Annotated in this window: 23 protein-coding genes; 14 read left to right on the forward strand and 9 right to left on the reverse strand. The window is 41.0% G+C overall.

All coding sequences use genetic code 11. The annotated features are described in order from the left end of the window. Positions 1–151 precede the first annotated feature (151 nt). Positions 152–1,618: a signal recognition particle protein gene (gene ffh, locus V7K98_RS03835; protein WP_335019503.1), complete on the reverse strand. Its 1,467-nt coding sequence runs from the start codon at positions 1,616–1,618 to the stop codon at positions 152–154. A 164-nt stretch (positions 1,619–1,782) separates the two neighbouring features. Here ffh and V7K98_RS03840 point away from each other — a divergent pair, with 164 nt between their 5' ends. From V7K98_RS03840 to V7K98_RS03850, 3 genes are read left to right on the forward strand one after another with little or no spacing between them, the layout of a single operon-like run. Beyond that, positions 1,783–2,463: a Uma2 family endonuclease gene (locus V7K98_RS03840; protein WP_335019504.1), complete on the forward strand. Its 681-nt coding sequence runs from the start codon at positions 1,783–1,785 to the stop codon at positions 2,461–2,463. Positions 2,464–2,490: 27 nt separating this feature from the next. Then, the gene (locus V7K98_RS03845; protein ID WP_335019505.1) at positions 2,491–2,880 is read left to right on the forward strand and encodes a hypothetical protein; all 390 of its coding nucleotides are present in this window, start codon (positions 2,491–2,493) and stop codon (positions 2,878–2,880) included. Next, positions 2,858–3,280, forward strand: coding sequence for a hypothetical protein (locus tag V7K98_RS03850; RefSeq protein WP_335019506.1), 423 nt, complete (start codon positions 2,858–2,860; stop codon positions 3,278–3,280). The genes V7K98_RS03845 and V7K98_RS03850 overlap by 23 nt, the downstream gene beginning before the upstream one ends. A gap of 349 nt (positions 3,281–3,629) precedes the next feature. Here V7K98_RS03850 and V7K98_RS03855 read toward each other — a convergent pair whose 3' ends face one another. Next, a complete protein-coding gene (locus tag V7K98_RS03855; RefSeq protein WP_335019507.1) occupies positions 3,630–3,911 on the reverse strand; it encodes a hypothetical protein in 282 nt (93 codons plus the stop codon). 144 nt (positions 3,912–4,055) lie between these two features. Between V7K98_RS03855 and V7K98_RS03860 the strand changes: the two genes are divergently transcribed. From V7K98_RS03860 to secA, 3 genes are all read left to right on the forward strand, one after another. Continuing rightward, positions 4,056–4,289 (forward strand): hypothetical protein, encoded by a 234-nt coding sequence (locus V7K98_RS03860; protein ID WP_335019508.1) that lies wholly within the window; start codon positions 4,056–4,058, stop codon positions 4,287–4,289. A gap of 120 nt (positions 4,290–4,409) precedes the next feature. Then, on the forward strand, positions 4,410–4,976 hold the full coding sequence (locus V7K98_RS03865; RefSeq protein WP_335019509.1) for a cytochrome C: 567 nt from the start codon (positions 4,410–4,412) through the stop codon (positions 4,974–4,976). A 324-nt stretch (positions 4,977–5,300) separates the two neighbouring features. After that, positions 5,301–8,096 (forward strand): preprotein translocase subunit SecA, encoded by a 2,796-nt coding sequence (gene secA, locus V7K98_RS03870; protein WP_335019510.1) that lies wholly within the window; start codon positions 5,301–5,303, stop codon positions 8,094–8,096. A gap of 247 nt (positions 8,097–8,343) precedes the next feature. Here the strand turns inward: secA and V7K98_RS03875 are convergent, their stop codons facing one another. From V7K98_RS03875 to V7K98_RS03885, 3 genes are all read right to left on the reverse strand, one after another. Next, a complete protein-coding gene (locus V7K98_RS03875; protein WP_335019511.1) occupies positions 8,344–9,924 on the reverse strand; it encodes a DHA2 family efflux MFS transporter permease subunit in 1,581 nt (526 codons plus the stop codon). Between the two features lie 58 nt (positions 9,925–9,982). Beyond that, a complete protein-coding gene (locus tag V7K98_RS03880; protein WP_335019512.1) occupies positions 9,983–11,431 on the reverse strand; it encodes an HlyD family secretion protein in 1,449 nt (482 codons plus the stop codon). Between the two features lie 158 nt (positions 11,432–11,589). Beyond that, the gene (locus V7K98_RS03885; RefSeq protein WP_335019513.1) at positions 11,590–12,057 is read right to left on the reverse strand and encodes a MarR family winged helix-turn-helix transcriptional regulator; all 468 of its coding nucleotides are present in this window, start codon (positions 12,055–12,057) and stop codon (positions 11,590–11,592) included. Between the two features lie 376 nt (positions 12,058–12,433). On the opposite strand from V7K98_RS03885, the gene V7K98_RS03890 reads away from it, so the two are divergent. Next, the gene (locus V7K98_RS03890; RefSeq protein WP_335019514.1) at positions 12,434–14,173 is read left to right on the forward strand and encodes a hypothetical protein; all 1,740 of its coding nucleotides are present in this window, start codon (positions 12,434–12,436) and stop codon (positions 14,171–14,173) included. Positions 14,174–14,258: 85 nt separating this feature from the next. Here V7K98_RS03890 and V7K98_RS03895 read toward each other — a convergent pair whose 3' ends face one another. Beyond that, complete coding sequence (locus tag V7K98_RS03895) at positions 14,259–15,917, reverse strand: ArnT family glycosyltransferase (protein WP_335019515.1); 1,659 nt, start codon at positions 15,915–15,917, stop codon at positions 14,259–14,261. 82 nt (positions 15,918–15,999) lie between these two features. On the opposite strand from V7K98_RS03895, the gene V7K98_RS03900 reads away from it, so the two are divergent. The 3 genes from V7K98_RS03900 (at position 16,000) to V7K98_RS03910 (ending at position 17,581) form a co-directional block, all read left to right on the forward strand. Continuing rightward, positions 16,000–16,203, forward strand: coding sequence for a hypothetical protein (locus V7K98_RS03900; protein ID WP_335019516.1), 204 nt, complete (start codon positions 16,000–16,002; stop codon positions 16,201–16,203). After that, the gene (locus V7K98_RS03905; protein ID WP_335019517.1) at positions 16,194–16,838 is read left to right on the forward strand and encodes a class I SAM-dependent methyltransferase; all 645 of its coding nucleotides are present in this window, start codon (positions 16,194–16,196) and stop codon (positions 16,836–16,838) included. Before V7K98_RS03900 ends, V7K98_RS03905 begins: the two co-directional genes overlap by 10 nt. Before the next feature lie 257 nt (positions 16,839–17,095). Further along, positions 17,096–17,581 (forward strand): EVE domain-containing protein, encoded by a 486-nt coding sequence (locus V7K98_RS03910; protein WP_335019518.1) that lies wholly within the window; start codon positions 17,096–17,098, stop codon positions 17,579–17,581. A 32-nt stretch (positions 17,582–17,613) separates the two neighbouring features. Here V7K98_RS03910 and V7K98_RS03915 read toward each other — a convergent pair whose 3' ends face one another. From V7K98_RS03915 to V7K98_RS03925, 3 genes are all read right to left on the reverse strand, one after another. Continuing rightward, a complete protein-coding gene (locus V7K98_RS03915; RefSeq protein ID WP_335019519.1) occupies positions 17,614–18,132 on the reverse strand; it encodes a hypothetical protein in 519 nt (172 codons plus the stop codon). A gap of 259 nt (positions 18,133–18,391) precedes the next feature. Beyond that, the gene (locus V7K98_RS03920; protein WP_335019520.1) at positions 18,392–19,849 is read right to left on the reverse strand and encodes an O-antigen ligase family protein; all 1,458 of its coding nucleotides are present in this window, start codon (positions 19,847–19,849) and stop codon (positions 18,392–18,394) included. After that, positions 19,831–20,673, reverse strand: coding sequence for a YaaW family protein (locus V7K98_RS03925; RefSeq protein WP_335019521.1), 843 nt, complete (start codon positions 20,671–20,673; stop codon positions 19,831–19,833). The genes V7K98_RS03920 and V7K98_RS03925 overlap by 19 nt, the downstream gene beginning before the upstream one ends. 131 nt (positions 20,674–20,804) lie before the next feature. On the opposite strand from V7K98_RS03925, the gene V7K98_RS03930 reads away from it, so the two are divergent. From V7K98_RS03930 to V7K98_RS03945, 4 genes are all read left to right on the forward strand, one after another. Continuing rightward, on the forward strand, positions 20,805–21,893 hold the full coding sequence (locus tag V7K98_RS03930; RefSeq protein ID WP_335019555.1) for an NAD(P)/FAD-dependent oxidoreductase: 1,089 nt from the start codon (positions 20,805–20,807) through the stop codon (positions 21,891–21,893). Between the two features lie 208 nt (positions 21,894–22,101). After that, positions 22,102–22,995 carry an SIMPL domain-containing protein gene (locus tag V7K98_RS03935; RefSeq protein ID WP_335019522.1) on the forward strand — a complete coding sequence of 298 codons (894 nt, stop codon included), beginning with the start codon at positions 22,102–22,104 and terminating at the stop codon, positions 22,993–22,995. 131 nt (positions 22,996–23,126) lie between these two features. Beyond that, positions 23,127–23,327 carry a hypothetical protein gene (locus V7K98_RS03940; RefSeq protein WP_335019523.1) on the forward strand — a complete coding sequence of 67 codons (201 nt, stop codon included), beginning with the start codon at positions 23,127–23,129 and terminating at the stop codon, positions 23,325–23,327. A 33-nt stretch (positions 23,328–23,360) separates the two neighbouring features. After that, positions 23,361–23,648 carry a hypothetical protein gene (locus V7K98_RS03945; protein WP_335019524.1) on the forward strand — a complete coding sequence of 96 codons (288 nt, stop codon included), beginning with the start codon at positions 23,361–23,363 and terminating at the stop codon, positions 23,646–23,648. Positions 23,649–24,181 lie beyond the last annotated feature (533 nt).

Genomic DNA, 24,181 nt, shown 5'->3' on the forward strand with positions numbered 1-24,181 from the left:
ATTCTGAGGTCGAAATGCTAATTTTAGCACTGCCTAGCATTTGCTGCTATTAGTCATTGGTCATTTGTCATTTGTAAATTACCAATGCCCCATGCCCCATGCCCAATGCCCAATGCCCAATGCCCAATGCCCAATGCCCCATGCCCAATAATTAAAGACTACCGAAGCCTTTTTTCTTTTTCTCTTTGGGTTTTTTCTTTTTCGTACCGGCATCACCACCATAGCCACGCCATCCGGGGGCTGCGGGACGATTGCCAGCACCGGCGAAGGCGTTGCCCATACCGCCACCACCACCAAACATTCCCGGCATTCCAGGGAAGCCGCCTTGACTCATTTGCTGCATGAGCGATCGCATTTTTTGGAAATCACCCACCAGTTTAGTCACATCTGACTCTCGATAACCGGCACCTGAAGCAATCCGCCGTCGCCGACTAGGAGAACTGGCTAGTAAATCGGGGTCGTGGCGTTCTTGGCGAGTCATGGAGTTAATCATCGCCTCGCAGCGCTTTAGCTGGGTTTCTCCCTGCTTGAGTTGATCGTCTGAAAGCTTGTTCATCCCTGGGATCATCTTGATGAAGCCTCCCAGAGATCCCATATTCTTCAGCATCCGTAACTGCTTGAGAAAGTCAGTAAAGTCAAACTTTGCTGACAAAATTTTCTCCTGCATTTTCTCAGCATCGGCTAAATCAAACTCTTCCTGGGCTTTTTCTACCAGGGTTAGCACATCGCCCATTCCCAAAATTCGGGATGCCATGCGATCGGGATAAAAGGGTTGCAGTGCCTCGACTTTCTCACCCACGCCCACAAACTTAATCGGCGCTCCCGAAATCTTCCGCACCGACAGCGCTGCACCACCACGGCTATCACCATCCATTTTGGTGAGAATTGCCCCAGTAATTCCGATTTGATCGTGGAAGGTGCGAGTCAGATTTGCTGCCTCTTGACCAGTCATTGCGTCCACCACCAACAGAGTTTCATGTGGTTGAACAGTTGCCTTGATGCGGGCTAATTCCGCCATCATCAGTTCGTCAATTTGCAGCCGACCAGCAGTATCAATAATTACTGTATTTATCCCTTCTGCCCTAGCGCGTTCTACACCTTGTCGAGCGATTTCTACGGGATCTGCGTCGCTTCCTAGTTCAAATACTGGTACATCAATTTGCTTACCCAACGTCAGCAACTGGTCGATCGCGGCTGGGCGATATACGTCTGTTGCCACCAACAAACAGCTACGATCTAATTTTCTCAAATGTAAGGCTAACTTAGCGGTCGCTGTGGTTTTACCAGTACCTTGCAACCCAGCCATCAAGATAATAGTCGGCTTTTCCTGTGCTTCTGCAAGGGGAACATTTTCTTCTCCCATTACCTCCACCAGTTCATCGTGAACAATTTTGATGAACTGTTGGTCAGGTCGCACGCCGGTAACTACCTCGGCTCCCTGTGCTTTGGTTTCAACTTCGCTAATAAAATCTTTGACTACCTGGAGGTTAACATCTGCCTCCAACAAGGCGCGGCGTACTTCGCGCAATGCGTCTTGAATGTTAGATTGAGAAATTTTGTCCTGTCCCCGCAGTTTTTTCCAGGCGGATTCTAAACGGTCAGATAGAGCATCAAACATAATGTAATTACAGGTAGTTCGCCAATGAGGAATCTTGAACCGCCGATGAATGCGATTCGGAATTTCCGCTAAATTTTAAACGTGCTATTTACCAGCTTAGTAGTTTTCACCGCGACTGTAGCAACCAGATACCTAGCTTTATAGAAGATTCAGCTTAAAGTACAATGAGGGCAAGAACGGCTATTGTACAGCGAGAACCTACATTACATATCGCTATGACTAGCAACACACTGCTTCAACCCACAGAAATCATCCACTTATCGGGTATCAGTTGGCAAACTTATGAAAACTTGCTAACTGAACTTAGTGCTAGTCGCCGCCTCCGGCTCACATACAATCGAGGTAGTCTAGAAATCATGGCTCCTTCACCTGAACATGAACGATACAAAAGAATTGCGGGTCGATTTGTTGAAACTCTCGCAGAAGAACTAGAAGTTAGAATTGACTGCCTTGGTTCTACTACTTTCAAGCGTCCAGAACTGAGTGGTGCAGAACCAGATGAATGCTTTTACATTGAAAATATTAATTTCATAAAAGGCAAAAAAAGAATAGATTTAGCCCAAGATCCGCCGCCAGATTTGGTAGTAGAAATTGATATTACTAGCAGTTCTATAAATCGCTTTCAAGTCTATGCTGATATGGGTGTGCCTGAAATCTGGCGATATGATGGTAATGATTTTAGTATTAACGTTTTACAAAATCATAAATATATATCTGTTGAACAGAGTTTAGCATTTCCCAATCTGCCATTAACAGAGATTTCTAACTTTTTAGAGCAAGTGGGAGAAAAAGATTATTTGGAATTAGTTAAAGAATTTCGTCAATGGGTTAGAAACCAAATTTAATATCAAAATAGCGAGTTAATTAGACAGATGTCGCAGCGAATCAAAGTATATTCATACTCGATATACCACTCGTCAAATTCATACATTGGTATTGCTCTTGCCGAAAAAGCTTTACAGGGTTTACCTGTTGATATTGAACGAAGACCAATCTACATACCGAAGGAGCGAGGTATAAAGGTAGCCGACTTACAAGGACGAAGTGAAAGCGCTTTGTTATCGTCGTATCACAAAGAAGATTGTCTGCGGTGGGCGAAAAAGTACGGCATTGAAATTCGGCTCAAGGAAATAGAAGAATTTAGTCGGTGGGTCAAGCGCTGGGAGAAAATGAAATTTGGTAGGGAAGAACTTCCTGCGAGAGCGTATTACGCTGCTTGTGGAACTGGGAAGGAGCATTATGTCTTATCAAATTTTAAATAACAACAACAGCGACAACATTAAATCTGAACTCGACGCACTGAAAATAAAAATGAATGCAACCTTGTCAAAGTTGATAGAACAGGTTCCAGAGGAGGTAGTACTAAAAGCGATTAATACGCTCAAAGAAGCTTTATCCACCACCAAGGTACGCAATCCAGCAGGGTTTTTAGCAGAAGCTATCAGAAATACTTGGATACCTAATGAAGGGTATGAGGAAAAAGCAGGAGTAGATATTTTTAATGAATGGTTCCGACTTGCTCAATCTAAAAGACTAGTTTTAGCTTCAACCAAAATTGAAGGAGTGTTGCACGTTTGTACACCTGAAGGAGAATGGATTCCTTTTGAAGAAATGGTTTCTCAGTCCCCACTAGAAAGTTTGAAACTAAAGAAAAATGATTAACTATAGCGCTACAAAAATACGTTTACAATTTTAACTAGATATTATTTATCTCTGTTTGAATTAGTTAACTCATGTTATTGTTTAAAATAAATTTCTAGTACATTCATGAGTTGCTTGGAATCGTAGCCACAGAATGAGAGGTAAGAATAAAATTATCCAACATTTAAAAATAATAATTTGCATATAATTATTATATTCTTTCTGGCTCATCCCTTGAACTTTGTCAAAATCTAAAAAATGACCTAAACCTAAAGCTAGTGGAATTAAAAAAACACTAATAAGAAGGGTTTCAAATATAAATTGACCCATATATCCATATATGTTTATAAAAAAATAAATACTTGATAATTTATATACGCTTAGGACATGAACCAAATTGATCTAAAAGCTCAGATGTAAGCTGATGATCTGAACAACGCCAAATGACGCTAACATCACTAGATAGATTAAAGTCTGGCTCACCATAACCTGATAATGCCATAGCATCAGGAACTATAGTCTCTTTATAAATACAAGTTAGAACTTTATTGTCAGGTAGCGAAATGGGATTACGTCCACTATCATGTTGCAATGTTCCGGCAACCCATCCATTGGCGGTTAAATGCCATTCTCTCGATTCTTTACTTGACATATTTTATTTTTGTGTTTTAACTTGTTAATTCTATTACATTTTGGATATAAACAATACTAGTAAAAATACTTATTTAACTTAAAACTAATTGGGAGGGGTGGAGATAATGCTCCCCCTCGACTTAACTCAACACCAACGAGAAGTATGGTAAATGAACAACGTTGTAGACGTTGTAAACGATATAAATCTCATCTGCTGGATGCAGCTTTTTTTCGAGCGACGTATATCGATCTTCTTGATGTTAATGATGAGTCTGTGATTAGGAAAATTGCAAATGATGTCGGGTTGAATGGCGATCGCATTCTTGAGTTAATCTACAGTGAAGCAGCAAAACTGAATACGAACAGTTTGGCTGTCCTGGAGTTCCGACTTGGGTAGTCCAAGGTGGGAGATTTTGGAGAAAGGATCGTGTTGATTGGGTAACAGAAACACTACCAATACTGCGTAAGTCCTATGATTAGCACAAGCGCCACTTGTAAATATCTGGGAATGTGAGGAATGTCAATTTTTGTTAAGCGCAAAACCCGCGATCGCCAAACATTACATCAAAGTGCCGAACGCCAGTTCAAACGCCAATTTTTCGGTTTACTTTTGGTAATTGTAACGTGGAGTCTAGCTATGGGTTGGCTTCTAGCTTTGGCAACTAATGCTCAAAGTGCTACTCCTCCCACCGAAATTGGTACTGTTGACGTAGTGCCTGCACAGTATCAGCTAGCGCAACAACTGTACTTAGAAAACTGCGCCACCTGCCACATTGCCTTACCACCAGCCGTTTTACCCACCCAAACGTGGAAAAATCTCCTGCAAGACTCGCAGCACTACGGCGCACAACTCAAGCCTTTAGTCGATCCGCCACGTATTTTGGTGTGGAAATATCTTTCGACTTTCTCCCGTGTCCAGCTAGACGATGAAGAAACACCATATCGCCTCAACAACTCGCGTTATTTCAAAGCTTTACATCCAGGAGTTAAGTTACCACGTCCCGTCCAAATTGGCAGCTGTGTCAGTTGTCATCCCAGCGCTAGCGACTACAATTTTCGCCGCCTATCAGCAGAATGGAAGTGAGAATTTATAGCAATCCTATTTGAGAGAGGCTCAGATCCCCGACTTCTTCAAGAAGTCGGGGATCTTTTTGTTCGTAACTCTTTCACCTATTCCCCTATCTCTGTCCCAGTTGGGGGCAAAATGATACTATGAAGAAAGAGTAAATATAAGATAAGAGTTAAAACCAATCATCTAAGGCACTGATTGGCTAGTTTTTCTCCTGTTTTTGAGGTAATTCTCATTACACACCCATCCACGACCAAGACGGTTGGGTTGGGTTAAATGTTTATAATCAATGCCGACCCTTTAATCCCCATCCCCCTTGATTCAGTTCTATAACCTGCCATGTTAAAATTTTTGTTGGGCGACCCCAACGCTCGTAAGCTTAAAAAATACCAGCCTTCTGTTACTGAAATTAACCTTTTAGAAGAAGACATTAAAGTTCTTTCTGATGAAGAGTTAAAAGGTAAAACTGTTGAATTTAAACAAAGGCTTGCCAAAGGTGAAGCCTTGGATGACCTTTTGCCAGAAGCTTACGCCGTTGTTCGGGAAGCAGGACGGCGTGTGTTAGGCTTACGGCACTTTGATGTCCAAATGCTTGGCGGTATCATTTTACATGTAGGGCAAATTGCCGAAATGAAAACCGGTGAGGGCAAAACCCTCGTAGCAACCTTACCAAGTTATTTAAATGCCCTCACTGGTAAAGGTGTACACGTCATCACTGTAAACGATTACCTGGCTCGTCGGGATGCTGAATGGATGGGACAGGTGCATCGGTTTTTGGGGCTGAGTGTGGGGCTAATCCAGTCAACCATGACTCCTAGTGAACGCCAGAAAAACTACGATTGCGATATCACTTATGTCACCAACAGCGAAGTCGGTTTCGACTACCTGCGGGATAACATGGCGACATCTATGGCAGATGTGGTGCAACGCCCGTTCAATTATTGCGTAATTGACGAGGTAGACTCGATTTTAGTTGATGAGGCGCGGACACCTCTGATTATTTCTGGGCAGGTTGAAAGACCTACAGAAAAGTATGTGCAAGCGGCTGAAATCGCATTTACGCTCAAAAAAGACGAGCATTATGATGTAGATGAAAAAGCCCGGAACGTGCTATTGACAGATGAAGGCTTTGCAGAATCGGAAAATCTTTTGGGAGTCACAGATTTATTTGATCCAGAAGATCCTTGGGCACATTTCGTTTTTAATGCGATTAAAGCCAAAGAACTTTTCCTTAAGGACACAAACTATATCGTCAATAGCAATGGGGAAGTGGTAATTGTGGATGAATTTACCGGTCGGGTGCTACTCGGACGGCGCTGGAGTGATGGATTACACCAGGCTATTGAAGCTAAAGAACACGTAGAAATTCAGCCAGAAACTCAAACTCTAGCGACAATTACTTATCAAAATATGTTCTTGCTGTATCCCAAATTGGGCGGAATGACCGGAACAGCAAAAACGGAAGAACCAGAATTTGAAAAAATTTACAAACTAGAAGTTGCCGTAATTCCCACCAACCAAACCAGAAGACGGGAAGACTTATCTGATATGGTCTTTAAGACAGAACCAGGTAAGTGGGGTGCGATCGCTAAAGAATGTGCCGAAATGCACGAACTCGGCAGACCTGTGTTAGTAGGAACCACTAGTGTAGAAAAATCTGAACTTCTTAGCCGATTGCTGAAGCAGCTAGAGATTCCCCACGAATTACTCAATGCCAGACCGGAAAACGTCGAGCGGGAAGCGGAAATTGTCGCCCAAGCTGGACGGAAAGGTGCTGTTACTATTGCTACCAACATGGCTGGTAGAGGTACAGATATAATCTTGGGTGGGAACTCCGAATACATGGCACGTTTGAAGCTGCGGGAATACTTCATGCCCCGCATCGTCATGCCAGAAGATGAGGATAGCTTTGGCGTTCAAAGAGCAGCCGGATTGCCTACAGGACATGGTGGTGGTCAAGGCTTTGTCCCTGGTAAAAAAGTTAGAACTTGGCGGGCTTCACCAGAAATTTTCCCTACTCAATTGACAAAAGAGACAGAGAAACTACTCAAAGATGCAGTAGAAGTTGCAGTTCGTGAGTATGGCGATCGCAGTTTACCGGAACTCGAAGCAGAAGACAAGGTAGCGGTAGCCGCAGAAAAAGCTCCCATAGACGATGCGGTGATTCTTAAATTACGGGAAGCTTACAAGCGGATTAAGCAAGAATACGAACAATTTACTACCCGCGAACATGATGAGGTAGTGGGAATCGGTGGTTTGCACGTAATTGGTACAGAACGCCACGAATCGCGGCGGATTGACAACCAGTTGCGCGGACGTGCAGGAAGACAAGGCGACCCTGGAACCACGAGATTCTTCCTCAGTTTAGAGGATAACCTACTGCGGATTTTTGGTGGCGATCGCGTTGCTGGTTTAATGGAAGCCTTCCAAGTGGAAGAAGATATGCCCATCGAATCGGGGATGCTTACCCGCAGTTTGGAAGGCGCACAGAAAAAAGTTGAAACCTACTACTACGATATTCGGAAGCAGGTGTTTGAGTATGACGAGGTGATGAATAATCAACGTCGTGCTATTTACGCCGAACGCCGCCGGGTGTTAGAAGGCCAAGATTTGAAAGAACAAGTAATCAAGTACGCTGAAAAAACGATGGATGACATCGTTGACTACTATATCAACATAGAATTACCCTCCGAAGAGTGGGAGTTAGAAAAGTTGGTCGAAAAAGTCAAAGAATTCGTCTATCTGCTAGCAGATTTGCAGCCAAATCAATTAGAAGATATGGCAGTCGGCGAGATTAAAGCCTTCCTCCATGAACAGGTGCGAATTGCTTACGATCTCAAAGAAGCGCAAATTGACCAAGTTCAACCCGGACTGATGCGCCAAGCTGAACGCTTCTTTATTTTGCAACGCATTGATACTTTGTGGCGGGAACACCTGCAACAAATGGATGCCTTACGCGAATCGGTAGGATTGCGTGGTTATGGTCAAAAAGACCCGTTGATTGAGTATAAGAGCGAGGGTTACGAACTCTTCTTGGATATGATGGTGAACATCCGCCGAGATGTGGTCTATTCGTTGTTTATGTTCCAGCCGCAGCCACAGCAGATGATGCAAGCATCATCTGAGATGGTGTAAAAAGCTAGCTAGAGAAAATATTTCATGCAAAGGCGCTAAGAGGCAAAGCTTTCTTAGCGCTTTCGCGTTTTGATGCATCGTTAGAAAAACGACATCCGTCGTAGGGGCAATTCATGAATTGCCCCTACGATGCGGGTCTCTTTAACATTAATGAATGATTAATAAAAACCCAAATAAAACTCTTGTGGGGTGGGCATCTTGCCCGCCCTAATTATACAAATTAAATACACATCAGCTTAGAACAAATCTAATGAGCGACAGCGCCACCAGTTGCTTTCACCTTTTTGAAGAATAAAACAGCAAGGCCGCTGAGTAATAAAGCAATGCCAATAAAATAGAAACAATCGTTAAAAGCCATCACATAAGCTTCCTGACGGACTATATTAGATATGGATGCGATCGCTTGATTTTGAGCGGTACTTAAATCGGCTCCTCGACTGACAAAATACTGTGTCATTTGGTCAATTCGCTGTTGAGTTTCTGGATTATATAAAGATACTGCATCACCCAATCTATTCGAGTGAAATTGCTCTCTATTACTTAATAAAGTTGCTAAAGATGCAATTCCTATAGAACCGCCCAGATTCCGCATCATATTAAATAAACCACTCGCCGATCCTGCTTCTTTTGGACTCAATCCAGCAGTGGCGATAGACGTTAGCGGCACCATAATTAAGGGTTGTCCCATTGCACGCACAAATTGCGACCATCGTAACTGCTCTAATCCAGTTTGATTAGTCATTCCAGAGTTCATAAATGCACTGATGGAAAACAAAGTTACACCAACAGCCACCATTAAACGCACATCAATGCGTTGCATCAATTTGGGGATGAGGGGAATAATAAACAGTTGGGGAATACCAGCCCAAATCAACACTTCACCAATTTGTAGCGCATTGTATTTTTGAATTTGGGTGAGATACAACGGTAAAATATAAATTGAACCATACAACCCTACCCCCAGGGACACATTGACAATACTCGCTAAACCAAAGTTACGCCTAAACACAAGTCGTAAATTAATAAATGGTTGCTTACGAGTTAATTCAATATAGAAAAATATTGCCAAAAAAATTACCGCAATCACACTTAAGCGGACAATCAGCGCTGAACTAAACCAATCTTTGCGGCTACCTTCTTCTAAAACAACTTGTAGAGAAGCTAATCCAATAGCCATTGTAATAATTCCCCACCAATCACCTTGTTTCAGTAAATTAATTTGGGGTTTTTCTTCCTTAATTCCGTACCAAATACCAGCTAGCATTAATGCCCCTGGAATTACATTTATATAAAAGTTGTATTCCCAACCAAAATTTTCTGTTAACCAACCTCCCAATGTCGGGCCAATTGAAGGTGCAAAAACTGCACTAAAGCCAAATGCAGCCAGTCCAATTGATTGCTTAGATTGGGGTAAAGTCGTTAATACAACTGTCATAGCAGTGGGAATTAATACTCCTCCACTAAAACCTTGTAAGGCGCGAAAGAAAATCATGGAATTGAGGTTCCACGACCAAGCGCAGCATATAGAAAAGAAAATAAATAGTGCAGTATTTACTATCAAATAACGTCGGAGAGAAAACACCCGTGATAACCATCCTGTTAGAGGAATTACCACAATTTCTGCTACGAGATACGCTGTAGAAATCCAAGAACCTTCTTCTAGGGTTGCTCCTAAACTTGCTTGAATATCTTGCAGTGAAGCATTAGTTATTTGAATATCTAATACCGCCATAAATGCACCAAGCATACTGGCTAATACACCAATCCAGGTTTTTAGCGGTACACGTTCTGGTGGTGCTTGCTGACGAATTACACCTGTATTAGCCATAGTGTTGTTTCATTATTTGTCATTTGTTGATTGTAAGCAATGCCCCATGCCCTATGCCCTACTTAACTTCCACAACAACTTCCGCAGACATCCCCGGAGTAATCCGCGATTCGTATCCTTGAATGCTCTTTTGATCAAAAACTACTTTTACTGGGATGCGTTGGACAACTTTGGTAAAGTTACCTGTGGCGTTATCAGGTGGCAATAAGGCAAACTGAGCGCCGGAAGCTGGTGAAAGACTATCAACACGGCCAATAAAGGTGTGATGAGGGAAAGAATCCAACTTAATTTCTACTGGTTCTCCTGGGCGCATCTTTTCTAATTGGGTTTCTTTGAAGTTCGCAATTACCCAATACTCGTTATCAACGATCGCCATTAATGGTGTTCCCGATGCTACTCGGTTGCCAATTTCCACGTTTTTTCTACCGACTCGTCCAGCACTGGGGGCGGTAACATTGGCATAGGATAGTTGCAATTGCGCGTCTTTTAGCGATGCTTCCGATTGCGCGATCGCAGCTTTTGCCGCTTCGTATTGACTACGTTTTACTGTTGTATCTTGTCCGCCTGCGGTGGCTTGTTGTAATCCGCCCTTGGATGCTGCTAATTTAGCTTGGGCATTAGTGACATTTTCTTGCGCTTGTGCTAGTTGAGACTGGGCTTTGGCGACACCAACTTTGGCGGAGGCTAATTTAGCTTGAGCTTGTTCTACTCCCTGAATGGCGGCGTTTTTTTGTGCTGTAGCCACGTCATAAGCTGCCTTGGCTGTGTCTAATTGCTGACGAGCGATCGCACCGTTTTTATACAATTGGTTGTAGCGATTGTAATCTGCTTGGGCATTTTTCAAATTCGCATTTGTTTGCGCTACCTGGGCTTGGGCGGCGGGAATCCCTGCTTGGGCTAGTCTAACTTCAGCCTGCGCTGCTGGTATCCCAGCTTGGGCTTCTTGTACTGCTGCTTGGGCTGTAGAAATTGCTGCTACCGCACCGCTAACATCTCCCTGCGCTTGAGTTGTCTTACCAGTGGTGGTTTGTGAAGTTAAGGCAATATTTGCTTGGGCGGCTTGCGCCTGTCCACGAGCATTTTCTAGGGCTGCTGCTGCTTGCTGTACTTTACTTTCATAGTCACGTGGATCTAATTGCACTAACAACTGTCCCGGTTGCACGAGTTGGTTATCATTCACAAGCACCTGGCTTACAGTTCCGGGAATGCGGCTACTAACTTGGTGAATGTTTCCAGCAACAGTGGCGTTGTCTGTTTCCTGATGGGTGGAGGCGTATTGCCAATAGTGATAACCAAAAGCACCTGCTGCGATCGCACCTACGCCTAATCCTGCCAAAATTAAACCAGTCGGTTTTTTCCGCTTCGGTGGAACTTCTTTCTCGATGTCAGGAGTTACAACAGGTGCTTCTGTGCTTACAGCTTCTAAAGTTTCGGAATTAGGAATCAATTCTTTCTCTATAATTATGGTTTTGTTTTGGTTGCGTCCGTTAAAAGTGTTAGCCTTCATGATCCTTAACTCACTCGTTCGATAATTTTGATTGATAGTCGTTTATTTAGGATGCGTAATATTTCCTGAAAAAAATCTTATTTCCTTAGTATGCGTAATATTATCTCAAAACAAATATTGATGTCACTTCCCCCGGTCGGGTGATTGTGAGACTATCTTTAGGAGAGGTTAGCGATCGCTCGATTCAAGATTTGGGAAAACAGTTCGCGATCGGTAAAAGAAACACCATCCATCGCTTCATCACGAACTGCGGCGGCGATTGGCGGTAAGATGGTTTCGAGTTCCTTACCTGCATCCGTTAACCAAATTCGCCAGATGCGGCGATCGTGAGTGTCGCGTTCTCGACGCACTAAACCGCGTTCTTCCATGCGATCTAATACACCTGTTAAAGTCCCTCCTACTTGTTTGAGTTTGTCTCCAATGCAAGAGGTAGGTAAACCATCTTCTTGCCACAAACAGCACAACACCAGCCAGTGAAAAGGCGTAAGTCCAAAAGGTTCTAGCCTCTCGGTAAACTTGCGTCCAAGCAGTTGTGAGACTAATTTGATTCTGTAGCCCAAATTGTATGGTGCCAGATTTTGCTGCCACGAATCTAAAGCTGGGGAATGATTAGATGTAGAAACCATTTCACATAATACTTAGCGTACGTACTATTATCATAGCTAATTTAGCTTCTTTTAGCAATAGTTTCTTTGCATCTGTCTTAGGAAATAAATTGAATCAATTTAAATTTTTGATAGTACGAGAATGTGGTAAAAAGAAGCACCGATACTAAATAAGCTACAGTAGTCCACTTTGATTTCTAAATTTCTTTGCGTAGATAGGCAAGAAGCAACAGTAAAGAAGGCTCATTGAATTATACCTAACTTTACAAAAATCAAATAGGACTCCTATATTCGATTTTTAAAAAACTTGTAGAATCCTCTTCCCTCTTGTGTATATGATAAGCTACAAGCTTAACTTTTCTCATTAACACGATTTATTTAGATAGAGAAGCGCACAATGCTAATTCCACAATTACAAAAACTTTTAACAACACCTATTAATCAAAAAAGTAGACACAATAGATATAGATTTACCGTCATCTTCTGGTACATTCTAAGTCTAACTTTTGCTATTGCTTATATTCTTATAGGGCTTCAAAAAGCTTTCAGCAGTAAATATATCGTAAGCGACGATGCACGAGAATATATTTCTTGGATGTATCGTTATATTAACCCAGATTTATTTCCTGGGGATTTAATCGCTGATTATTTTCAGTCAGTGACACCAATTGGATATGGTATTCTTTATAAAATAATTGCGGCTTTAAATATCGATTTAATTTTATTTAGCAAAATTTTTCCAATACTACTGGGACTAATTACAACTAGCTATTGCTTTGTTCTCTGTATGGAGATATTACCAGTACCAATAGTGGGGTTTATCGCATCCTTACTTTTAAATCAAAGTCTTTGTATGCATGATGACCTATTTTCTGCTACTCCTAGAGATTTTATTTATCCTCTATTTTTAGCTTTTTTATATTATTTAATCCGGTCTTCTAGGTTTGGTATATTAATTGTCCTTGCACTCCAAGCTTTAATATACCCTTTAATAGCTTTTATCGAGTTATTAATTTTATTAATGAGATTATTTCGTTGGCAAAATGGGCAGATAACTATTTCTCAGAACCGAAAAGATTTTATTTTATTTACAGCCAGCATAATGATTGCTGGAATTGTAATTTTACCTTATGCTATTCAATCATCACAATTTGGCCCAACAATTACTGCTGCTGTTGCGAGAACTATGCCAGAATACTGGCATGGAGGAAGATTTAGCTATTTTAGCCATAATATTATTAGTTATTGGTTTGATGGTAGAGATAGCGGTTTTTTTGCTTTAATTTCACCTCCGCAGTTATTATTAGGTTTATTATTACCAATAATCCTGAAATTTAAATCTCACTTTTTCCTAACTAAGGAACTAAAGGATGAAGTCAAACTATTACTACAGACAGCAATAGCTAGTTTAATAATGTTTTTTATTGCCCATGCTTTAGCTTTTAAACTGCACTGGCCTAGCCGCTACACGCATCATACTTTTAAGATGGTACTTGCTGTTGCAGCAGCAATCTCTATTATCTTGATTTTAGATGCTACATTGCGATGGTCAAGAGAAAATGGGAAACAAATTTTAATCTTCGGAACTATTATAATCCTTGGTGCAGGACTCGTTTTTTACCCTAGCAACTTCAGCTTAAAAGTTTTTCCTAAAACTCCTTATGTAGTCGGTCAAGCCCCAACATTATATGATTTTTTGCAAAAGCAACCACAAAATATTGTCATAGCCTCTACTTCTGAAGAAGCAGATAACATCCCTATCTTTGCTCAAAGAACAATTTTGGTGGGTAAAGAATACGCTTTACCAATTCATACAAAATATTATGCTCAATTTAGTAAGCGGATGCTTGACCTGATTAATGCCCAATATAGTGAAGATATTAACCAAATTAAAGACTTTATCCAAAAATACAACGTCACTTTTTGGTTATTAGAACGTTCTGCATTTGTTCCAGAATATATAGCTAAAAACACTTGGCTACAACAATATCAGCCAGCAGCACGACAAGCAAAGACCAAGTTACAGAATAACTCTCTACCTGTTTTAGCAACATTAATTAACTCTTGTACAGTTTTTGAGACTGATAATTTAGTCCTTCTCAAAGCAGAATGTATCAAGTTTGCAACTAAGAATTGAACACAATGCTTAATTACAGCAGTTTTTTATATATAGCTATGTAGGGGTAATTCATGAATTACCCCTACCTAAATTTCAATCTCTCTTAGGAAAGGATTTGAATAAACAAATACTCTTTGACTGTAGCCAGAATGCGGTAAGGTCGAGATAATGTAGAGAACTGGTTAGCATAGATTAAAGCATAGCTCAAAGCGGGTAATTGGGAGATAGAAGCTACCTGTTGGGGGCGACTAGAAAGATAAAAATTAAGCAGTACTTTGGTTTTAGCGTCTATTTGCACAAAGTAGATAGGATTAGTTTGGAGAATTGAAGCGATCGCAGGTTGTTGTAAAAAAGTTCTCAAAACAGGATTATAATCGCTCAACAGTCCTATACTACCCATCGCCGCCAAAGCTAGCCAACAGGGAATTAACCAACCTGCAATCCAGTAACGAGTTGTGAGAAACTTTTTGCCAAAGTGGTAACGGCCAATCCACACCACAGGCAAAATTAACCAACCTAAGCCCATAGCCAAGCCAATAATTGCATACTTGCGGATGTCAAAACCAGCCCAGCTAAGAACGACAATACTGGCTATTACAAGTAAAACGCCTAATCCGCCAAAAGTATAGCTCAAATTTCGGGGAAGATTCTTATTTGCAAAAATATTTAATAGATTTATTCTAGCTTTTTTAAGAGGTAATTGTGAGTGCATTTCTGTTCGGTAAATATTACCTAACCAGTTCAAACCTACAGATGCAAATAAAGCTATAAACGGGTAAATACAAAGACTATAGTGAGATAAACGAGTAGTAAAAAAACTAAGTTCTACAAATAAGACAATTGGAAAGCCAACTAATATCAAATGGTAACGCTCAATAGGACGCTGAACAGTCAACAATAAACCTAAAATTCCGAAAAAAGCCCAAGGAAATGCTTTTAAAAGAATATTCCATATATAGAAAAATAGGCCATTATCATAATGGTCATTAGAACCTTGCTGCACAACAAATTTTAACAACTCCTCAAAACTTTGATTTCCGTAGTGCAACTGGCTTAACCACAGCCAAACACAGGTAGGTATTAAACCTACAAAAAAACCTAAATACAAAAATGGGTTAGTAAGATGACGATGACGGCCATGTTCCCAAATTAAATAAGGTAATAAAGCTATAATTGGCAAAAAAATCATAAAGCTTCTGATTAAAAAGCCTAAACCTAAACTTAAACCAGCTATAAAACTCCAAAAATAATGATATTTAGGGTTTAGTTCTGTTTTTATTAAAGACCAAATAGCTAGAAGAACCAACAAAACCATCGGCACATCAGGTGTACTTAAGCGGCAGTATTGCAACCAGAGAAACTCCATACTTAAAATTACAGTAGCTAGCCAAGCTAATTTTTTGCCCAGCATAATTTTGCCGATTTCATACACAAGCAATAAACTAAAAATGCCAGCAATCATACTAGGAAGACGCGCAGTAGTTTCACTGATACCAAAAACTTTGTAGAAGCTGGCGATTAACCAATAAGGGCCGGGAGTTTTATGATGTGCTTTATCCCAAGGAGCTATCCAATCGCCAGAATCAAACATTAGACGTGCGCGTGATGCGTAAAGCCCTTCATCATGTGCTATCAAACTATTGTGCCCAGAAGTAAATAATAATAAGGGCAGTATCAAAACTAACAAACTAAAATATGGTAATAATCCGACTAGGCGGATTTGTCGCCAAATATGCTGCAAGAAGTGTAGTTGATAGAACATTTATTAATTCGTAATTCGGAATGATGCTGTGTTGAACTTACTTATCTATGAGAGTAAACAGATTCGCTAACGGGATTAAAAAATGGGTAATAATAAAAGACCTCTCTCTATAAATCGCTCCATTATGGATAGAGATTTAAACCCAGATGCAAAACGTAATTACGAATTACAAATTCTTATGTGTCCTGTTGTTATTAAAATATCTTACATAGGGATTGTTGAAAAATACCTACAATTGCCGTATTTTTCCGAAGAAGTTCTCCAAAACAGAGATTTATGCAGTTAAGACCAAATCAACGCCTGAAGTTAGATGACAAAGACGATAAGCTATTTTATGCCTATCCTCGCTTTGTTACCCATGTGGATGAAGGATTTATTCAACAGCTAACGGATTTATATAGCGATCGCCTCAAACCCAACACCCGCATTTTTGATATGATGAGCAGTTGGGTATCCCATCTGCCACAAGAGATGCAGTTTGAGCATGTAGAAGGACATGGACTCAACGCTGAGGAATTGGCACGAAATCCCCGCTTAAATCATTACTTTGTGCAAAATCTTAACGAAAACCCGCAGCTACCTTTACCAGATGAAGATTTTGATGCTGTTCTCAATTGCGTATCTGTGCAGTATATGCAATATCCAGAAGCAATATTTTCCGAAATTTACCGCATATTGAAACCTGGCGGTGTTGCAATTATCAGTTTTTCTAATCGAATGTTCTTTGAAAAAGCAATTCAAGCTTGGCGTGAGGTTTCAGAAGCACAGCGAGTAGAATTAGTCAAAGCCTACTTTGCCTCAGTTCCAGGATTTACAACCGCAGAAGTTATAGCTCATAAGTCAACATTACCGAATTTTTTACAGTGGTTGGGTGCAGCTGGAGGAGATCCATTTTATGCAGTTATAGCTTACCGTAGTTAAGCCAAATATTTACTAGTACAATGTCTAAGATAGTGCAAGAGGGTTTGTAGTATAGCGTTTCTCGACAAGCGTGAGGTACACCCGTAGGGGCACAGCAATGCTGTGCCCTTACACCAAGCGATATAATTTTGTACCGCATTTGAATGGGAACCGCTATAAGGACTTTAACGCTTAGAAAATAAGGACTAAAGTCCTTACTACGAGCTTACTTACCTGCTCAAAATTAAAATAGTTTTGTATATACATAATTTCTCTAGATGAATTATTGGCTAATGAAATCAGAACCAGAATCCTATAGCATTACTGACCTTAAGCAGCAAAATCAGACTATCTGGGATGGTGTTCGCAATTATCAAGCTCGCAACTTTTTGCGTCTTATGCATGAAGGTGACTTAGCTTTTTTCTATCATTCAAACACAAATACTCCTGGGATTGCTGGGTTAATGCGTGTGGTAAAAAAAGATATTGCCGACCCGACACAGTTTGAGCCAGAAAGTCAATACTACGACCCCAAATCAACCTCCGAATCTCCTCGCTGGCAAACAGTTTTAGTAGAATTTGTTGAGACTTTTTCTAACCCAATCTCGCTATCAATACTCAAGGAAAAGTTTAGCGCTGAAGAGTTAATATTAGTAAGACAAGGAAATCGATTATCGGTGATGCCTGTCTCTGAAGCTGTGGCTTTGAAGATTTTGGGAATGAAAGTTTATCAAACAGAATTCAGGAGTCAGAATTCATTCTGAATTCTATACGAGTGGCGGATGAATAAACTGGTTCAAAACAGTATTTGCTCGCCAGAGACGAGATGGGAATTTTTAGATGTTTGCAGCTTAGTTTGAACACTATCAATAATCTCTAGCCAATCAGCATCTTTGTTCCACTCAGAGCGAATCCTGGTTTTAGTTTCTGCATCGTAGAGGTTACAAAAAACCACATTCTCTTTTCCAGCAATGGCAGCAATAATCAGGGGCTTGGAAAAGTCCTGGACTTGGGATATAGCTAAAAGGAAAGTTTTAGCAAAGTTCGTTTCTATACCAGTCCTAACAATATAAACTTCATCCGCTCTAACAACGATGTGTAATTTATTGTTTATATTTCCCTTAAATTCTCCCGATTTTAATTTCAGTTCAGATATATACCCAGTTAGCCCTGTTTTGTGGACAGGAATAGTTTGATCGTTATTGATATCGTAGTTATACCACAAGTAAGATTCCCCGTTTATTTCTCCGCTTTTGACATGCAAATAAATAGGTTCTGGCGGGTTACAAAGACCTAATTTAATTTCAGTAATCATGTTTTATTTATGCTTAATTAACTGAAGAAAAATAATAAATATACAAAAGGGCATCTATAAGAGATGCCCGTCATGCAGGAAAACCCCAAAGGGTTGTCCCTACACCTTCCCAACAATCAGCAACAGTGACTAATTAGGTATTAGTCACACTCACAGACGTGAATATAGTAATCTTATTAACTTCAAACTCTAAACGTCTCCAGTGCATACACTGAAAATGAACTGATGATATTCTAAGTTGCTGTTTGTCATTTCCTAACTAATTTGAACGAGATGTAAACCTGTCTTCTTCGTTATAACGATGTAATACTCCACAAATGGCAGCTAAAACTAACCATGAAATTACATTCAAACGAAAATCGAATAGAGTTACATCTACTGTATTCAATAGAACCCACCCAACAAAAGCCAGAAGATAACTGAAAAAGATTAATCTATCTTCTGTATTTATATATTTTGACTTTCGTAGTAATTGAATACCTGTAATCAAAATCCAACCAAGTAAGCTGCAAAATAAAAGAGTAGTGGGAAAACCAGTTTCGGCAGATAACATTAAAAAAAAGTTATGGGGATGACCCAGGCCAATGTGCATCTGCGCTCTGTAGAGTTTACCAAAACTGCGTAACCCCCAGCCAGTCCAAGGACGTTCTTGAGCTAAAGACCAGGCAAACTCCCATTGAGTTTTTCGCATTAAAGCGACTGGTCTATTTGGATACATATCATCATTTAATCTTGCCCAAAAGAAGGCAGGAACTACGCGGCGAAAAATTTGAGCGACTGGCGAGGGAGCAAAAGCTGCCAAAAGCACACTAGAAACGATCGCAGCGACACCTCCCACAAGAATGCGCCAGCCTTGGTAGAGTGCATAAGCTAAACAGGCAAAAATAGCGATCGCCCACCCATTGCGCGAGTTAGTGAAAATCAAGGCAATGAAATTTGTAATCACTGCAATGGTTAGGAAGAGAAAGGGGAGTGGGGAGTAGGGAGTAGGGAGTGGGGGAGATGAGGGAGATGAGGGAGTAGGGGTAGAATAACTAATACCCGATGCCGATGCCCGATGCCCGATGCCCGATGCCCAATGCCCAATGCCCAATGCCCGATGCCCGATGCCCGATGCCCGATGCCCAATAAACAATCGCCATTGTTCTAACCACAAACCTAAACTAAGGATGAAAACTATTGTTAGATAAGCTGCGAAGGTGTTAGCGTGCAAGAAGAATGAGGCTATGCGACCTGGTGGATTTCCTCCTGGTGCGATCGTCCAACTCAATACAACCCAGAAAATCTCTAATTTAAAACTCCAGCCTAAAAATAACTGCCCCAAGCCAAGAATTATTACCGGCATGGAACCGATCGCTAAAACCCAAGCCATTTGCCGCAATTGGACAAAGGTTTGAATGAGAGCGCTATGGGCAACGAAAAGTAAAAAGAATGGTAATAAATTAAATAAGCCGAGGAAAGCTGTTGTCTTGTCATCGGCAAATGCAGCACTCACGATCAGCAATGCACTCAAAAGAGCAAATCCCCAGTTGAGGGGGCGGCGATTAATTTTGCGGGATTGTTTCAACCAAGTGATTAATGAGACAAAACCGATAGTTACAGCCCCCAACAATGGACTTAATGGGAAGATTAATATTGCCCATAGAGAGTAGTTCCAAGAAGATTGCCAACGAGACTTGAAATAGTCAGAAACTTTGTTCAAGCTGGCTCCCAACATTCCTCACGGGTGAGGCGAATTTGAGCTAGGGCGAAAATAGTCGGAATGATCCGACCATAGTTAGTGGCGATCGCTCTCCAACCTAAATCTGCAAAAAACCAAGTCCACATCATGGGGCCAATCACAGCAAACATCGTGCGGGTTGCCCCATAACGAGCAGCACTAACTGTCATACCCCGTTGCGCCATTTGCATAGCTACATAGCTTTGGAATTGCGTTGTAGCTACTTCTGTGCCTGTAATTGCCGCTTGTCTAGCTACTTCATAAGTAGCAAAGTGGATAGCAAATTGACGGGCAATTTGCTTAAGTAGAAGTGGCTGGAGAAGTGAAGTAACCGCGATCGCACTACCGCCTTTGAAAAGCAACCCCAAGGGGTCAGGCTGCAACAAAATTGGTAGTGGTTCTTTTAGTTCTGATTGCACAAGGTGACGCTGCACTCCAAGAGTCAATTTTTGTTTTTCCTGTTCAGGTAATTTTTTCCATACCTGTCCCAGCAGATGCAAAAATACTTCTGCTTCTAAATCAATGGTTGGCAGCTGATGAGAATAGGGAATTTTTAGATACTTACATACTTGAACTAAAGCTTGTCGGTAAGTTACCTGGCCTGTACGTCCCCGTAATACCGTTATCCCATCTGCCGCCAAAAAACGAAAGCGTCCTTCTAGTGAATCTAACCAAGCTTTACGGTCTTGGCTTTGCACTTCGATAGGTTCGGGTGTATGTACATAGTCTAGGGGATTGAACTTACGACTAAATAGAATTGCCGTTAAATCTTGCAATTCTTCTTCGGTCGCTAACTCTAGCGCCGCCCTCATTTCATCCAATTTCCCTTCCTCCCTTCCATGCAGCTTTCTGTACCTTATTCTACTATTAGCTTTCAGCACTCATTAGTAGTAATTTTGTCCTTTGATAATAACCTAATGACCAATAACCAATGACTAAGGACTATGGACTCATGACTGATATTGTAGTGATTGGTGCCGGAATGGCCGGTTTAGTCTGCGCCCAGCAATTAAGTCAAGCTGGGTATTCGGTGCGAGTGGTGGATAAGTCCCGTGGTTTGGGAGGAAGATTAGCTACACGCCGCTTGCATGGAACTTGCGCGGATCATGGGGCTTGTTATCTGAAGCCAAAGGGTGAATTATTTAGACATTTTGTGGAGATATTGCGATCGCGCCATATCCTCGAAGTTTGGACAGAGGAGGTTTATGAACTCACCCCAGGCGTTCCTTTATCTGAACCAAAAAACCGCAGTCCGCGATATGTTGCACCTGCGGGAATGAGTGCGATCGCTAAATCCCTCGCCCCAGGTTTAGAAATATTACTGAATCAGCGTGTCATTGCTATTACCCCAACTCCCGAAAATAGTTGGTGCTTGACTCTCGAATCTGGCAATGAAGAATTAACTGCAAAAGCTATAGTGGTTGCTATTCCTGCACCCCAAGCGGTCATGCTGTTAGAACCCTTGGGTGAAAGTGGATTGGATAAAGCTTTTCTTGATAACTTGCGTTCTGTAGAATTTTATCCCTCAATTAGTGCGATCGCGGGATATCCTCCCACATCCCAACCACTCCCTCAGTGGAAAGCCCTAACTTTTGTCGATCATGCTGATTTAGCATGGATTGGTTTGGACAGTAGCAAGCGTTCTAACCCTCAACAACCACATTTTGTAGTCCAAAGTAGCGCTGATTTCGCCCAACGTCATCTAGAAATCCAGGATTTACAACCCGTTGGAGAGCTTATGTTGCAACAAGCAGCTGAATCTCTGTCCCTTCCTTGGCTGAATACTTCTGAATGGATGCAAGTACATCGTTGGCGTTATGCCTTTCCTAGCCGTCCTTGGCACGAAGCTTTTTTGTCTGCCAGAACTCCCTTACCTTTAGTTTGCTGTGGTGATTGGTGTGGCGGCAATCTTGCGGAAGGTGCGATGCTTTCTGGATTAGCTGCGGCGGATGAAATTAATCATCAGTTGCGTCGTTTACCTTTAGATAATGTGAACTTTCTAAACGTTTTTACCCAATCATTTCATCAGTCGCTAGACTGATTTTGCGCTCTAGCGAGTCTATATTTGTCTAAATCAATGTGCAACAAATACAGCAGATTGAAACTTGGTGAGGTACAGATCATCGTAGGGGCACAACATGTTGTGCCCCTACCGCGTGTAGTTTTGCGTAAGTCCTATATTTTTTAAGTATCCTGCTTTTGAAGTGTAAACTTTGACAATTACTAGGTTCAAAGGACATTCCCAGGATATGAGAAAAATAACTACCCTAATGTTAGTCAGTATTACCGTCACTGTCGGGCTGGGAGCATTAACACCCAAAGTCACTAATGCCCAACTATTTTATCCACCAGCAAGCGATCGCCATTCATTAATGGTAATTGGTCAAGGGGTAGTGAGAGTAGCAGCAGATACAGCCGATATTGAATTGGTATTCAGTAGCGCAAGTAGCAATGATGAGTTAGAAACCCAACCCTCATCTCTACCGCAAACCCGTCGCATATCCTCACCCTCCGGGTATGCCTCCGGCACGCCAAAGGCGAACGGCAGTCTGGAACAACAAAACCGGGCTGCCTCACGGACTTTATTCTTAAATTACAAAACAGCAGCAGAATCTTCACCAAGCAAAAAATCTTTAACTAAAGCAACTCTTCAGCCTGTAGTTAATAGCCTAGTTGCCAAAGGGATTAGTACTGATAAAATTCAAGTGCAAATTAGCCCTGATACCAGTGAAAATAACGCCAAAATACTGGTGAGACTGGAAAAGCCCACACGCGATCGCGTTCAGGAAATTGTTGCTACAGCGAAGAAAGCCACGATCCAACTTGAAAATATTTCCGTTAAGAGTGTGGGCGTTGAGTACGCAGTTAATGATTGTCAGGCTTTGCAGAGTTCAGTTTATCTGTCAGCGATGAAAGACGCTCAAAGTCGCGCTCAGGCTTTAGCAACTGCTATGAGCGTTAAACTTGATACCCCTTCTGTAGCCGAACCATTTTACACATTATTCTATCCCTCATGTAGTTCTAAAACTGGAGTTCCTTTACCCTCATTTGCTAGTTTTTTATTATCACCAACTTATAATCCCGATGCTCCAGCCGAAGTTGAAATGAAAAAGGATATTTTTGTGACGTATACAACTAAATAAGCATTGAGGTTAAGTGTGTCGCACTTTGATTGAGTCAAGATTTAAAGTGCGATCGCTTAACTATCTGACTTGTCTTACTTACATGAGTAAGTTGATAGAATATCAATAAGTTAGCTGGTGAAATCTAAAAAATGTCAATAGTAAAACTTGAAGTACAACTATCTTCTGAAGAACTAATAAAGGCTGTTCAGCAGTTAAACCAAGTAGACTTAGAGCGCTTTGTATATCAAGTTATCAACCTTCAAGCGCAAAGAAAAGCTTCTAGTTTACCACAGACAGAAGCTGAATTATTACTCAAAATTAATCAAGGTATTCCTTCAGATATTCAATAGCATTAGGGCTTTCCAAGAAATAAATTATCCATTTTGTGGGATGGGCATCTTGCCCGTCCTAATATTGGGGACGGGCAAGATGCCCATCCCACAAGAAAATTTGGGATATTTTTTTATTTGGAAGTCCCTTACAACGAATTAATTGCTAAAAGAGAGCCTGAAAATCTAACAAATAATGAGCATAAAGAGTTATTATACTTAACTGAACAGATAGAACAACTGCAAACACAACGCATTGAATATTTAGCAGATTTAGCCCGTCTGCGCGGGATTTCACTCACTGCTTTAATGAAAACAATTAAATCGAGATGGTGTAGTTAATTTGCGCCTAATATTATATACGATGGGGGAACATCCTGCGGCTGAGTCGAATAAATAAGGCTAGATGCGATCGCACTGTTTATTTCCTTCATATTTTACAAGTTTTTATATATAATTTTTCATGTTTTTCTCTTTACATGACCCAAAATTTACTTAGATAAAATTCTCAATATCTAACTATATACTTGAAAGTTTTGCTCTAACTTTATCGAAAATATTTACGGTTTTTACTACTGACAAATAAATTATCCTCCTCATAAGCTCTATCTAAAGGATTACTAAGAATGTAGTCCAATAGAAGAGGTAAATCATTATATTACAGCAGATTGCAACAGGCGTGAGGTACAGATCATCGTAGGGGCACAACATGTTGTGCCCCTACCCGTGTACTTCATTTACCTGCAATACGCTGTAATTTTCCCGCACAGTTATAGCGTGTGTGTTCATAATTCTTTTATTCAAGAGCGATCGCTACTCTCTAATTAAAAAACTCCAGAAATGTTTGTCACAAATCTGGAGTCAGGAAAGATACG

The organism is Nostoc sp., assembly GCF_036917435.1.
Classification (GTDB): domain Bacteria; phylum Cyanobacteriota; class Cyanobacteriia; order Cyanobacteriales; family Nostocaceae; genus Nostoc.

Excerpts from the sequence above, each read along its gene's own strand:
- V7K98_RS03910 (WP_335019518.1), top strand. The coding sequence starts at position 17,096 with ATGAATTATTGGCTAATGAAATCAGAACCAGAATCCTATAGCATTACT.
- ffh (WP_335019503.1), bottom strand. The coding sequence starts at position 1,618 with ATGTTTGATGCTCTATCTGACCGTTTAGAATCCGCCTGGAAAAAACTG.
- V7K98_RS03930 (WP_335019555.1), top strand. The coding sequence starts at position 20,805 with ATGACTGATATTGTAGTGATTGGTGCCGGAATGGCCGGTTTAGTCTGC.
- V7K98_RS03920 (WP_335019520.1), bottom strand. The coding sequence starts at position 19,849 with ATGTTGGGAGCCAGCTTGAACAAAGTTTCTGACTATTTCAAGTCTCGT.
- V7K98_RS03865 (WP_335019509.1), top strand. The coding sequence starts at position 4,410 with ATGTCAATTTTTGTTAAGCGCAAAACCCGCGATCGCCAAACATTACAT.
- V7K98_RS03860 (WP_335019508.1), top strand. The coding sequence starts at position 4,056 with ATGGTAAATGAACAACGTTGTAGACGTTGTAAACGATATAAATCTCAT.
- V7K98_RS03900 (WP_335019516.1), top strand. The coding sequence starts at position 16,000 with ATGGGTAATAATAAAAGACCTCTCTCTATAAATCGCTCCATTATGGAT.
- V7K98_RS03845 (WP_335019505.1), top strand. The coding sequence starts at position 2,491 with ATGTCGCAGCGAATCAAAGTATATTCATACTCGATATACCACTCGTCA.
- V7K98_RS03875 (WP_335019511.1), bottom strand. The coding sequence starts at position 9,924 with ATGGCTAATACAGGTGTAATTCGTCAGCAAGCACCACCAGAACGTGTA.
- secA (WP_335019510.1), top strand. The coding sequence starts at position 5,301 with ATGTTAAAATTTTTGTTGGGCGACCCCAACGCTCGTAAGCTTAAAAAA.
- V7K98_RS03915 (WP_335019519.1), bottom strand. The coding sequence starts at position 18,132 with ATGATTACTGAAATTAAATTAGGTCTTTGTAACCCGCCAGAACCTATT.
- V7K98_RS03895 (WP_335019515.1), bottom strand. The coding sequence starts at position 15,917 with ATGTTCTATCAACTACACTTCTTGCAGCATATTTGGCGACAAATCCGC.
- V7K98_RS03840 (WP_335019504.1), top strand. The coding sequence starts at position 1,783 with ATGAGGGCAAGAACGGCTATTGTACAGCGAGAACCTACATTACATATC.
- V7K98_RS03935 (WP_335019522.1), top strand. The coding sequence starts at position 22,102 with ATGAGAAAAATAACTACCCTAATGTTAGTCAGTATTACCGTCACTGTC.
- V7K98_RS03890 (WP_335019514.1), top strand. The coding sequence starts at position 12,434 with ATGCTAATTCCACAATTACAAAAACTTTTAACAACACCTATTAATCAA.
- V7K98_RS03885 (WP_335019513.1), bottom strand. The coding sequence starts at position 12,057 with ATGGTTTCTACATCTAATCATTCCCCAGCTTTAGATTCGTGGCAGCAA.
- V7K98_RS03850 (WP_335019506.1), top strand. The coding sequence starts at position 2,858 with ATGTCTTATCAAATTTTAAATAACAACAACAGCGACAACATTAAATCT.
- V7K98_RS03940 (WP_335019523.1), top strand. The coding sequence starts at position 23,127 with ATGTCAATAGTAAAACTTGAAGTACAACTATCTTCTGAAGAACTAATA.
- V7K98_RS03855 (WP_335019507.1), bottom strand. The coding sequence starts at position 3,911 with ATGTCAAGTAAAGAATCGAGAGAATGGCATTTAACCGCCAATGGATGG.
- V7K98_RS03880 (WP_335019512.1), bottom strand. The coding sequence starts at position 11,431 with ATGAAGGCTAACACTTTTAACGGACGCAACCAAAACAAAACCATAATT.
- V7K98_RS03905 (WP_335019517.1), top strand. The coding sequence starts at position 16,194 with ATGCAGTTAAGACCAAATCAACGCCTGAAGTTAGATGACAAAGACGAT.